A 12,852-nucleotide genomic window follows, 5' to 3' on the forward strand; every position below is an offset into this window, starting at 1 on the left:
TTTGGGAATCTATTCCTAAAAAGTCGTATTTTGAAAAGTTCTAGTTGTATTTTTCAGCTTGTTTCGGCCTGTGACTTACCTTTGCCACATTAAAATCTCCTGATAAAATACCGCTTCAACACAGAATTGAGCCCCGCTCTTCTGTGATCCTCCCGGGCTGTTCGTTCGGGGTAGTTTGCTACATCCAAATTTTATCAGAGAGAAATGGAAAGAATACAAAAAATAGCGGTGATTGGCGGCGGAGGCCGTACAGGTCAATGTCTTGTCAATCAACTCCTTGAAAAGGGTTATTCGCTGAAATTGTTACTCAGGCATCCTGAGCGATTTACAATTCAGAGTCCTTTGATTGAAATCGTGCACGGCGACGTACTCAATCCGGTGGCTGTGGACGCACTGCTGGAAGGCTGCGGTGCTGTTTTGAACACAGCGGGGCAGCGACAGGACGAGCCGCTAGTCGCGAGCCAGGCGAGTATTAATGTACTGAATGCCATAGGCACGCGACCGGTGCGGTATATCGTGCTGGCTGGACTGAATGTCGATACGCCAACAGACCGGAAGAGTAAAGAAACGGCGAAAGCGACCGAGTGGATGCGTACTACGTTTCCGGCCATTCATAATGATCGCCAGAAATCCTATTCGGTGTTGGCGGAAAGTAGCGTCGAATGGATCATGGTGCGGGTGCCGTACATTGAATTCAATGGAAACCGCACAGAAGTGAGGATAAGCGCAACCGATTCACCCGGATCCAGGATCGACGCCGCGGATATTGCCGGTTTTATGATCGATCAGTTAGCAGATGATACCTGGCTGCGGAAAGCGCCGTTTATCTCCAACTAAAAGCAATGGCCGGCAAATTACGTCTGCCGGCCATTTGCTATATGCATCCCAAATATGTTAAACCAATGCATTCCAAAGGATTTCCGCCGGGTGCAGTGCCTTGCGGCCGGTTCCGTCGTGAATCTGGTGGCGGCAGCTGGTACCGGGGGCGGCGATAATCACTTCCTCCGGCTGCTGCCGCACGGTCGGGAAGAGTACGAGCTCACCGATTTGCATGGAAATGTCGAAATGCTCTTTTTCATATCCGAATGAGCCGGCCATACCGCAGCATCCCGATGGAATGAGTTGTACGGTGTAGTTTTCGGGCAGCGAAAGCATTTTTTTTGTCGGTATTACGCTCGAAATGGCTTTTTGCTGACAATGTCCATGCAGCTTGATGAGCCGTTTTTCTTTTGTGAATTGATTTTTCGTAATGTTTTTGAGCTCGATTTCACGGGCTATGAACTCGTCGAACTGCAATGCATTCTGAGCGACCTTTTTCGTGTCTTCCACCAGTTCATCGCTGACCAGATCGGGATATTCGTCGCGGAATGTGAGGATCGCCGACGGTTCGATGCCGACCAGCGGCGTGTCGTGTGAGATAAGGTCTTTCAGCAGGCGGATATTCTCTTCGGCGATTTTCTTTGCGTCTCTAAGCAAGCCTTTGGATAGCTGCGGCCGTCCGGAAGGCCCATGATTTGGGATAGTTACCTCATAACCGAGCTTTTCCAATGCGAGAATAGCGGTTTTGCCAATTTCCACATCATTATAATTGGTAAACTCGTCGCAGAAAAGGTAAACTTTCCGCTCCGATTTCGGGGCGGTTTTCTTGCGTTGGTCATACCATTTTTTCAATGTCGTGCTGTGCAGCAGCGGCATGGTGCGTTCGGGGTGGAAACCTACCACCGTATTCGCGATTTTACGAAGTGGCGCATTCTTGAAAATCAGGTTGTATGCCCATGGAACGTAGCTGGCGAGGCCGGTCATTTTGGAGAAGTTGCCAACGAGCCATGAGCGCACGGGGATACCGTTGGCGTCATGATATTGCTGTAAAAACTCCATTTTCAGTTTCGCAACGTCCACATTCGAAGGACATTCACCTTTGCAGCCTTTGCAGGCGAGGCAGAGGTCGTAGACTTCCTTGATCTCCTTGTTGTCGAAACGGTTCTCCTTAGGTGAGCGCGTGAGCATCTCACGCAGGATGTTCGCACGGGCGCGGGTGGTGTCCTTTTCGTTGCGCGTTGCCATGAAGCTCGGACACATGGTGCCGCCGCTCAAATGCGTTTTCCGGCAGTCGCCAGAGCCATTACATTGCTCGGCGTGTTGCAGGATATCCTGGTCGTAGAAACGAAAGTTCGTTTTGAATGCGGGCGTTTTTTGATCGGCCTCGTACCGGAGAAACGTGTCCATCGGCGCTGTGTCGACGATCTTGCCCGGATTGAAAATGTTGTTGGGGTCCCAGGTTTTCTTGATGTCCTTGAAAAGCTGGTAGTTATGCTGGCCGACCATTTTAGGGATAAACTCCCCGCGTAGGCGGCCGTCGCCATGTTCGCCGGAAAGCGAGCCATCATATTTCTTCACCAAATCCGCAATCTCTTCCGCAATCATCCTGAACTGGCGGTGTCCTTCACTGGTTTTGAGGTTGATAATCGGCCTCAAATGCAGTTCTCCCGAGCCTGCGTGCGCATAATGCACCGCCGACATCCCGTGTTTTTTCAATATCTCGTTGAATTCACGGATATATTCGGGCTGATCGTAGACGTCGATCGCCGTGTCTTCGATTACGGCAACCGCCTTTTCGTCGCCGGGGATATTGCCCAGCAAGCCCAGCCCGGCTTTCCGCAGCGTCCATATCTTTTTGGTATCATCACCGAACAGTAACGGATAGTGAAAGCCAATACCTGCTGCTCTGAATTCTTTTTCCAGATCGGCAGCCAGCTGTTCCACTTCCTCCTTTGTCTCGCGGGAAAGGTCTACGACCAGGATCGCGGGAAACTTTCCGTCAGGCTTGTTCTTGACGAAGAATGCATTTTTCCGCTGTTCCACGTTGGTAGCGGCGCATTCCAGGACATATTCATCGATCAGTTCCACTGCCTGCGGGCCGTATTTGAGTGTTAGGATGGTCGCCCGTAACGCCTCGTCGATCGTGTCGCAATGCACGCACACGAGGCCCTGCGTTTTCGGTGGCAGCGGCACCAGGTTCACCTTAATTTCCGTAAGAAAACACAGTGTACCTTCCGACCCGGCGATCAGACTGCACATATTAAATGGCTTGTCGGCACCTGTGCCCGTCGTGTAAGGCTCCATGTTCAGGAGCATGTCGAGGGCATAACCTGTATTACGGCGCTCTACCGAAGGCTTAGGGAAGTTTTTCCGGATCTCGGCCTGGTTTTCCGGCGAGTTCAGGATGGCATCCGTTTTGAGGTATATTTTATCCAGGAGCGAAGCGCTGCCGTTTTTCTGGCGGGCATTGTTGAGGAGTGACTGCAATTCGCTGCTACTCAGCTTCTTGAACTCCGCATCGCTGCCGTCAGCCAGTATCGCCTTTACTTCCAGCAAATGCTCGCGCGTGCTTCCGTATACGATCGAGTTAGAACCGCACGAATTGTTTCCAACCATCCCGCCGATCATCGCACGGTTGGCGGTGGAGGTTTCAGGCCCAAAATACAGTCCATAGGGTTTGAGGGCCATGTTCAGCTCGTCGCGCACGACGCCCGGCTGCACGCGTACCCAGCGTTCCTCCGCGTTTATTTCAAGGATCTTATTGAAATTTTTCGAAACGTCTACTATTATACCGTTACCTACTACCTGGCCCGCGAGCGAGGTGCCTGCAGTACGGGGAACCAGCGAAACTTTCTTTTCCGTGGCATACGAGATGAGGGTCTTGAGATCGCCGATCGATTGAGGGATTGCGACGGCAAGCGGCATTTCACGATAGGCAGATGCGTCGGTTGCATATAACGTCCGCATGGTATTGTCGTAGAAGAGGTCACCCTCGAGGCGTTGTGCAAGCAAACTCAGATCTGCATCTGATATTGGAGACGGGGATGTCATAAATGCAATTAACTGGAAAAATAACGGACTCAAAGTTACGCACAACCGTGAAGGAAGTCCAGCAAAATGTTGGCTAAGTGGGGTGAAGCGGTTAAATCGGAATTAAAAATAGCTGCATATGTGCCTGTATTTGTACTTCTCAAATACATAATTTGGACTTAAAACAGATATGTAACTATTGTTCGAAATTAAATCATTTTCGGGATGGATATCTGCTTGGTTTATATTGCATTATCCGAGCATTTTATATTATTTTGTACAAGTGGCGATGTTTATTTTATATTATTTCAAACAAAAGTTCAGTAAAAGTACCTTTTGAGGCTTCTAAGAGGATTTACCGAGCTAAAAATGGAAGTGATGTCAAAATAATACAAAGCGGCTAGCAATCTGACCTAATTAATATCTAACCTATGATGAATTTATCCTTTCATGTACTTCGTCAGCATGAGCTCCCGGGTGGACGTATCCCCCGCGGCAAGACAAGACCATTCTATTTCAATGTCGGAATTTTTGCCTTGCTGTTCGCCATAGTGGGTATCGGCGGAAAAGTGCTGGCACAGGACGTAAATGTGTCCGGCAAAGTTACTGACGCAAAAACCGGAGGTATTCCCGGTGTGACAATTACGGTAAAGGGAACCACAAAAGGTACCAATACTGACGTAGAAGGAAACTACCAGATCAGCGTTCCCGGCAATGCAACCCTCACTTTCAGCGCTATTGGCTACGAAACGAAGGATGTGCAGGTAGGCAACAAATCGGTGGTGGACGTGGTGCTTTCGGAAGACGTGAAAGCGTTGGAGGAAGTTGTGGTGGTTGGGTACGGAACTGTGAAGAAGAAAGATGCGACCGGTGCGGTTTCGGCATTGGGTTCGAAAGACTTTCAGAAAGGTATCGTATCCTCGCCTGAGCAACTGATGCAGGGGCGTGTGGCAGGGGTACAAATCACCCAGTCGAGCGGAGAGCCGGGTGGTGGAATCAACGTTCGTATCAGGGGTACATCGTCGGTTTTGGGAGGTAACAACCCGTTGTTTGTGGTCGATGGCGTGCCTTTGAGTGGCGACAATACTTCCAGCGGCGGCGACAATCAGGGGGTTGGCCGTCAGCCTGCGAAAAACCCGTTGAACTTCCTTAACCCGGACGATATTGCCAGCATGGACATCTTGAAGGATGCGTCAGCAACCGCGATTTACGGTTCCAGGGGTGCGAACGGTGTGGTATTGATCACGACCAAAAAGGGACGTGGCAAAGGGTCACTGGACTACGGATATTCACTGGGGATCAGTAATATTACCAAGAAATACGACCTGCTCAATGCCGCCGAGTACCGTGCAGCGGGCGGCCAGGATCAGGGAGCTAATACTGACTGGCAGGACGTGCTTTTTAGAACTGCGCTTACGCACCAGCATAACCTTTCTTACGGTGGCGGCGACGCTTCGGGCAATTACCGTTTTTCGCTGGGTTATCTGAATCAGGATGGTATTGTTCAGACATCGAATATGAAGCGTTATAGTATCGGGTTCAGTGGCCAGAAGAAATTTATTAATGACAGACTAACCATCGGGAGCAATCTGAACTTCGCTAACACGATCGATGCGGGTGTACCTATTTCGGAGAACATTGGCTTTGAAGGTGACTTGATGGGTAGTATTCTGAAAGCGAACCCAACCCGCGCCGTGTTCAATGCCGATGGCACCTACAATCAGGTAACCAACTCAGAGCCCAACCCTGCGGCGTTTGTGAATCTTTCAAAGGACCGGAACAACACGCTCCGCGCGCTGGGTAATATCAATGCGGAATTGGAAATCTTTAAAGGATTGAAGTTTAAAACCGTACTGGGCTTTGATAAATCTATGGCTTCCCGGAAACAGGCCTATTCCAAAGATTTGTATGTGACTGGTATCCGGGACCTGGGACGTGTGTATGTCCGCGACGTAGAAACGAATAACCAGCTTTGGGAAAACTATTTTACATATGACAAAGAGTTTGGCAATGTAACACTGAATGCATTGCTTGGATACTCTTACCAAAGCTTTGAAATTGGTACTAAAAATGTAACGGCAACACGTTTCCGTACCAATGACCTCGACTTGATGATCAACAACTTGGCAATAGCCGGAACGGTAACGCCAAAGGATGAGACCGCTGTGGCAACCGTGGGTTCGGTGATTCAAAATTCGAGCTTCGTGAAAGATGAACTGCAATCTTATTTTGGTCGAGTAAATCTCGGGTTTGGAACAAATTCCAAGTACTTGTTTACCGGTACATTGCGTGTGGATGGTTCTTCCAAGTTCGGAGGCAATAACAAATACGGATACTTCCCGTCGGGTGCATTTAAATGGAAGCTGGTAGAAGAAAACTTCATTCCTAAGGATGTGTTTACGGACTTGTCCCTACGTATTGGCTACGGTCTGACTGGTAACCAAGCTATTCCGCACAACGTGTATGATCGCCGTGATCGTTACAGCGACTACACTATTAATGATACAGGCACCAACATTTCTGGCGGAGGCTCCGGAGCGGTGGCGTTCAACAATCCCGACCTGAAATGGGAGTCTACAGTAGCGTCTAACATCGGTATTGACTTCTCGTTTTTCAAAGGACGCCTTGGCGGTAGTATCGATTTGTACAACAAGAGCACGCGTGATCTGCTTTTCAAAGTGATCGCGGCTCAACCCGCTCCCAATCCGTTTGTTTATCGTAACCTTGATACGGACATTCAAAATAAGGGTATCGAGTTGGGACTTAATGCAGCTATTATCGACGGCAAGAAATTCTCTTGGGAAGCACTTTTTAATATTTCCTACAATAAAAACCTTATTAAAGATTTGCAAGGCAGCTATCAGACAGGGGAAATTAACGGTCAAGGTCTTTCAGGTGCATTTGCGCAGCAATTGGAAGCTGGTCAGCCATTGTTTGCGTATTACGTTCGGGATTTCCAGGGGTTTGACGAAAACGGCAAGCCTAAGTATGCAATTGGGGACGACGTGCAGATGTTTGTCGGCAAAAGCCCGCTTCCAAAAGTTACGGCTGGTTTGACCAACAATTTAAGGTATGGCAACTTTGACCTTAGCCTGTTTTTTAACGGAGTATTTGGCAATTACATTTATTCCAACACTCGCAACGCCTTCTTTACAATCGGTTCATTTGAAAATGGCCGTAACGTAACAAAAGATGTGATCGGAAATGGAGAATCTTCATTGTACTCACCGGAAGTTTCGTCACGTTTTCTCGAAAAGGGAGATTTTGTACGTTTGCAAAATTTGACGCTGGGTTACCGCGTGCCGGTTAAGAGCAAGATTTTTTCAAATGCACGGGTTTTCATCACGGGACAGAACTTGTTGACATTCACCAATTACAGCGGTCAGGATCCAGAAGTTAACACCAACAAAGAAAGAGAGGGTATCCCATCATTCGGTATAGACTACACGGCATACCCGAGGGCAAGGACGTGGACAATTGGTGCGAACATATCTTTTTAATTGGTTACAGAAATGAAAAAATATAGCATTCATAAATTATATATTGTCGGTTTGCTTGCGCTATCTGCGGGCTGTACTGACCTCGTTACCGATGAGGTTGACTCGATTGTGACGCCTGTAGGGAACGAAGGATTTGTAAAGATCAAGGACGTTCCAGAAGCATTGGCGTCGGCCTATAAGGATTTGTCAACGTATTCCGATCAGGCCGGGATTTACGCGCTTGGCGAGCATGTAACGGGAGAAATGATTCCACCTACAAGAGGAACTGACTGGGGCGATAATGGGGTATGGAGAACGCTGGATACGCACACTTGGAATGCTTCGCACTCCTACGTTCTGAGCGCGTGGAATGCCTTGAATCAACGTGCGTATCGCGCTAACGAAATAATAGCTTCCGATCCGAATCCTCAGCAGAAAGCGCAAGCTCAATTTCTTCGCGCATTCAATATGTTCCAGGTGATGGATTATTGGGGTGTCGTGCCATTCAGAGAGGTTACTCAGGGTGTCAATGATCTGCCATCGGTTATGAAACGGTCAGAAGCATTTGATTTCATTGTAAAAGATCTGGAAGAAGCACTTCCCAATTTACCCAAAACAGGACCGTCGGTGACCAATGGAACGGCTTCCAAAGCAGCTGCCAACTGGCTCCTTGCAAAGTTGTACCTGAATAAGGCCGTTTACAAGTCGACTACGCCGGAAGGACCGTATACCTTTGATAAGGCCGATATGGACAAGGTTGTTGCTTATGTAGATGCAATTACTGCGGATGGTTATTCTTTGGAGAAAGACTATTTCAATGCGTTCTCATCTGCGGCGAAAACCGAGCCTATCCTGGTGGTAATGGAAGGAACAGCGCAGAACCGCTGGTTTATGACATTGCACTATGACCAGAACCCGTCCGGCTGGAACGGCTTCACTACGCTGGCAGAGTTCTACGATACTTTTGAGGCGAAAGATACGCGTATCGGTGCGCCGGCCAAAAAGAACGGATCTCAATATTCCGGTATCGGCTTAGGGTTTCTGCTGGGTCAGCAATACAATGATAAGGGCGAGCAAATCATAGATACACGGACCAAACGTCCATTGGCTTTCACCAAGGATGTGCCACTTGTCGGCGCTGCAACCGATAAAGGAATACGGGTTATCAAGTATCACCCGGCTAACTCAGGAAAGTATATCCTAATGCGATACGCGGAAGCCTACCTGATGAAAGCGGAAGCATTGCTGCGTGGTGGAAATGCCGCCGCTGCATTGACGCAGATTAATACTTTGCGAACCACTAGGGGGGCATCTACTTTGGCTTCGCTTAATGCCGAAAATCTGTTCGCGGAGATAGGAAGGGAGCTCTATTGGGAAGGGAACAAACGTACCATCGAGATTCGGTTCGGTAAATTCCTGACCGGACCAGGTGTGACTAAATCGGATGCCTACACGGTACTCTATCCAATCCCGACATCAGCATTGGTGTCCAACCCCAATCTTGTTCAGAACCCGGGATATTGATAAATTCATAGTTTAGTATTGTCAAAAATGCTCGATTAGTTCGAGCATTTTTGTTTTTTGATGTGTAAATGAGAATTGTAAAGAGAATGGCGCTGATATGCCTGCTGGCGGCAATCGGTGCGGGATGCAAGAATGCTGCAGCAGATCAAGCAGAAGAATATTTTGGCTCTTTGAATGACAATCAGGCGAAGGCCCTGCTGACGATCGGGGGAAAGCCGTTTTACCCCGGCCAAAGCGTCTTTACGTGCCAGATGCTGGCTTCCAGCAATGTGCTCAGCCTTACGCTAACCGACCAGTTTGACGGCCGGACGATGATCAGTATCGTCAAAAATGAGTGGTACGCCAAACAACCGGTGGAAGCTACCATAAAAGCAGAAGGACAGGGAGCTGCCAGCCTGAAATTCGGGAAGCTTACCGACAGACAAAAGCTGATTGGCGAAGGCTATATGATGACAAACGGTACCATTTCGCTTGTTACATTAGACAGGGAAAAAATGATTTTTGAGATAAAAGGTGAAGCTGGTCCATACAGCGACTTCCAAGCGCCCGATAAGCTGCTGCCGTTGGAAGGGATCGTAATTTGTAAAAGACCCGCTGTAAGCTTTGGCGACGTTAGCGAAAAAGAAGTATTTGGTTCTACGCATTCAAACTAATGACTACAAGATTTTTCAAGTTGCATCAGGCGATTGTGTTTTTTCTTCTGATATGTACTTCCTGCAATAATCCCGACGAGCAGCCCGATGGCCTGTTCCAGCAAATGGACGCCACCGAAACCGGCATTGATTTCGTAAACAAAGTCGAAGACCGGGAAGATATCAATATATTCAACTACCGAAACTTCTACAATGGGGGCGGCGTGTCGATTGGCGATATTAATAATGACGGATTGCCCGACATATACTTTACGGCCAACATGGGTGAAAACAAACTTTACCTGAACAAAGGCAACTGGAAATTTGAGGATATCACCGCCAAAGCGGGTGTAGCCGAACCAGACAAATGGAGCACGGGAGTGGTGATGGCCGATGTGAATGGGGATAACCTGCTCGATATTTATGTGTGTAATGCAGGGTATCAGAAGTTTTTGAACAAACAGGGCAATTCACTTTACATCAATAACGGTGACCTTACTTTCACTGAGTCGGCCAAAAAATACGGTCTCGACGAAGCGGGCTACTCCACGCATGCCGCATTCCTGGATTATGACCTGGATGGCGATCTGGATTGTTACGTGTTGAATAACAGCTTTATACCGGTTAATACGCTTAATTATGCCAACGACCGAAACCTGCGCGCGAAGGATTGGCCGGTGAAGGATTTTCTCAAAGGCGGTGGTGCCAAGCTGTTTCGCAATAACGGAGGTAAATTCCTGGATGTGAGTGAGGAGGCTGGTATCTATGGCAGCCTGATCGGCTTTGGGCTTGGTGTGACAGTTGGGGATATCAACGGTGATCTGTACCCGGATATCTATGTCTGCAACGACTTTTACGAAAAAGACTATTTGTACATCAACCAAAAGGACGGCACATTCTCGGAGGAGCTCGAAAAGCGCATGAAGCATACGAGCCTCGCATCGATGGGTGCAGATCTTGCTGACATTAATAACGATGGCTATCCCGAACTGTTTGTGACGGACATGCTTCCGCGCGACGAGTACCGCTATAAAACAACGACTTCCTTCGAAAACCACTATCTTTTTAACCTGAAAAAGGAGAAGGGGTTTTATAACCAGTATATGCAGAATAGCCTGCAATTCAACAATCAGGATGGGACATTCAGCGAGATTGCCAACTATTCGGGTGTGGCGGCGAGCGATTGGAGCTGGGGGGCGTTGCTTTTTGATGCCGATAACGACTCCAAAACAGATATTTATGTGAGCAATGGCATTTATCACGATATCCTGGATCAGGACTTTATCGATTTTTTTGCCAATGAAGTGACCCAAAGAATGGTGATGTCCGGCGAAAAGCAGAATATGCAAAATATCATTGACCGGATGCCTTCGACGCCTATTGCAAACAATTTCTTTCATAATGAAGGAAACCTCCAATTCAGGGAAAAGGCGAAAGAATTCGGTTTCGGAAAGCCTTCGTTTTCCAACGGTGCTGCGTACGGTGACCTCGATAACGACGGCGACCTGGATCTGATTGTCAATAATGTGAACGAGCCATGCTTTGTGTATAGAAATAAATCGGACGCGCGACCGGAAAAGAACCATTACATTAAACTAAGCTTGAAGGGAGAGCGAATGAATACCCGTGCTATCGGTTCCAAAGTAGAGGTCTATGTGGGCGGACAAGTATTCAGCAGGCAAGTTAATCCGTCGCGAGGATTCCAGTCGAGTACGGAATATCCGTTAACCATCGGTTTAGGGAAAATCGCAAAAATTGACTCTGTACGTGTGTTGTGGCCGACCAGCAAAGTGACAAGCCTGAAGAATGTAAAATCTGATACGCTGCTGACCCTCACCATTGCTGACGCTACGGCTATATACAGTGGCCCCGTAGCGCGGCAGGGACAAATGTTGACGAATGTATCCGCGAAGGGGCTGGGAGCTCACCAGGAAAATCGCTACGAGGATTTTTATAATGAGCGGAATATCCCCGTTATGCTGTCGCAGGAGGGCCCGAAGGCGGCAATTGGTGATGTGAATGGCGACGGACTGGATGATATTTATGTGTGCGGTGGTAAAGGCCAGGGTGGGCAATTGTATTTCCAAAAAGGGGGGCAGTTTATAAAATCACCGCAAAAGGTATTCAGCGACCTGGCCGGATTTGAGGACACTGCCGCGTTGTTTTTCGATGCGGATGGCGATGGCGACCGTGATCTCGTGGTCGGAAGCGGAGGCAATGAAAGCCTTGTGTCAAGCCCCGACCTACCCACACGCCTGTACCTGAACGACGGAAAAGGTAATTTCACGCTTAATAACCGCGCATTACCGCCTAATGCGATGAACACGGCGGTAATCGTCGCCGAAGACTACGACCACGACGGTGATATCGATTTGTTTGTCGGCAGTCGGAGCGTGCCGCGTGAATATGGTTCCAGTCCCCGGAGCTACATTTATCAGAACGATGGGAATGGTGTTTTTAAAGAAGTAGCAAAAGCGATCGCGCCTGAACTGGCCAAAGTGGGAATGGTGCGCGACGCAGCATGGGTCGATGTCGATGGAGACGGACAGAAGGAACTGGTGGTAGTAGGCGACTGGATGGCGCCTGCGGCATTCAAGTTTTCAAACGGTGCATTTAAGAAGATTGCCACTGGCCTTGAAGGTTATTCGGGCTTCTGGGGCGCGCTCAAAACGGGTGATTTCAACGGCGATGGTTACCAGGATCTGGTCCTGGGCAACATAGGTGAGAACTTTTCACTCAAAGCGAACGCGGATGCGCCCCTGAAAATCTGGATTAACGACTTTAACAAAAATGGTACGATCGAGAAAGTCATTTCCAAAACGGTCGATTCCAAAGACCTGCCTGTGTTACTGAAACGTGAAATGACTACCCAGTTTCCGTTTCTGAAAAAGAAGAGCATTAAACATTCGGAGTACGCAGTGCTCACTGTGCAAGAACTTTTCCCGGCAGATCTGCTGAAATCAGCGGTGGAAAAATCGGTGACTTACCTGCAATCTGCCGTCGCAATGAATAATGGCAAGGGGCAGTTTAAGCTCGTTGCATTGCCTTATATGGCGCAGTTTTCGTGCCTGAATGCGATTCAAAGCGAAGATGTAAACCATGATGGTAAGCCTGACCTCATTGTGGGGGGCAATTTCACGCATTTTATTCCGCAGCTCGGAAGTCTCGATGCATGCCGGGGCAATGTGCTGATCAACAAGGGCAATATGCAATTCGAGGTTTTACAGGCCGTTCAGAGCGGTTACGCACTGGATGGCGAAGTGAAGCAAATCAGCCCGATCCGAATCGCGGGGCAGCCTTACCTCATTAATCTTGTCAACAATGCCGCGCCGGTTTTATTTAAAATCAACAAACTGTAATTCGTTTTG

Annotated in this window: 6 protein-coding genes; 5 read left to right on the top strand and 1 reads right to left on the bottom strand. The window is 48.4% G+C overall.

The window, feature by feature from the left end:
• The first annotated feature begins 204 nt into the window (after nt 1-204).
• Nucleotides 205-837: an NAD(P)-dependent oxidoreductase gene (locus ACQ4MZ_RS01000; RefSeq protein ID WP_430842062.1), complete on the top strand. Its 633-nt coding sequence runs from the start codon at nt 205-207 to the stop codon at nt 835-837.
• Between the two features lie 57 nt (nt 838-894).
• Here the strand turns inward: ACQ4MZ_RS01000 and ACQ4MZ_RS01005 are convergent, their stop codons facing one another.
• Nucleotides 895-3,870: an FAD-binding and (Fe-S)-binding domain-containing protein gene (locus ACQ4MZ_RS01005; protein ID WP_430842064.1), complete on the bottom strand. Its 2,976-nt coding sequence runs from the start codon at nt 3,868-3,870 to the stop codon at nt 895-897.
• A 410-nt stretch (nt 3,871-4,280) separates the two neighbouring features.
• On the opposite strand from ACQ4MZ_RS01005, the gene ACQ4MZ_RS01010 reads away from it, so the two are divergent.
• The 4 genes from ACQ4MZ_RS01010 (at nt 4,281) to ACQ4MZ_RS01025 (ending at nt 12,843) form a co-directional block, all read left to right on the top strand.
• Nucleotides 4,281-7,349, top strand: coding sequence for a SusC/RagA family TonB-linked outer membrane protein (locus tag ACQ4MZ_RS01010; RefSeq protein WP_430842066.1), 3,069 nt, complete (start codon nt 4,281-4,283; stop codon nt 7,347-7,349).
• Nucleotides 7,350-7,361: 12 nt separating this feature from the next.
• Entirely contained in the window at nt 7,362-8,852 is a 1,491-nt protein-coding gene (locus ACQ4MZ_RS01015) for a RagB/SusD family nutrient uptake outer membrane protein (protein WP_430842068.1), read from the top strand.
• Nucleotides 8,853-8,920: 68 nt separating this feature from the next.
• The gene (locus ACQ4MZ_RS01020) at nt 8,921-9,505 is read left to right on the top strand and encodes a hypothetical protein (RefSeq protein ID WP_430842070.1); all 585 of its coding nucleotides are present in this window, start codon (nt 8,921-8,923) and stop codon (nt 9,503-9,505) included.
• Nucleotides 9,505-12,843: a VCBS repeat-containing protein gene (locus tag ACQ4MZ_RS01025; protein WP_430842072.1), complete on the top strand. Its 3,339-nt coding sequence runs from the start codon at nt 9,505-9,507 to the stop codon at nt 12,841-12,843. Before ACQ4MZ_RS01020 ends, ACQ4MZ_RS01025 begins: the two co-directional genes overlap by 1 nt.
• Nucleotides 12,844-12,852 lie beyond the last annotated feature (9 nt).

This window comes from Dyadobacter sp. BHUBP1, assembly GCF_050587785.1.
GTDB lineage: Bacteria > Bacteroidota > Bacteroidia > Cytophagales > Spirosomataceae > Dyadobacter.

Coding starts and splice junctions, on each gene's coding strand:
- ACQ4MZ_RS01000 (WP_430842062.1), top strand. CDS start 205: ATGGAAAGAATACAAAAAATAGCGGTGATTGGCGGCGGAGGCCGTACA.
- ACQ4MZ_RS01005 (WP_430842064.1), bottom strand. CDS start 3,870: ATGACATCCCCGTCTCCAATATCAGATGCAGATCTGAGTTTGCTTGCA.
- ACQ4MZ_RS01010 (WP_430842066.1), top strand. CDS start 4,281: ATGATGAATTTATCCTTTCATGTACTTCGTCAGCATGAGCTCCCGGGT.
- ACQ4MZ_RS01015 (WP_430842068.1), top strand. CDS start 7,362: ATGAAAAAATATAGCATTCATAAATTATATATTGTCGGTTTGCTTGCG.
- ACQ4MZ_RS01020 (WP_430842070.1), top strand. CDS start 8,921: ATGAGAATTGTAAAGAGAATGGCGCTGATATGCCTGCTGGCGGCAATC.
- ACQ4MZ_RS01025 (WP_430842072.1), top strand. CDS start 9,505: ATGACTACAAGATTTTTCAAGTTGCATCAGGCGATTGTGTTTTTTCTT.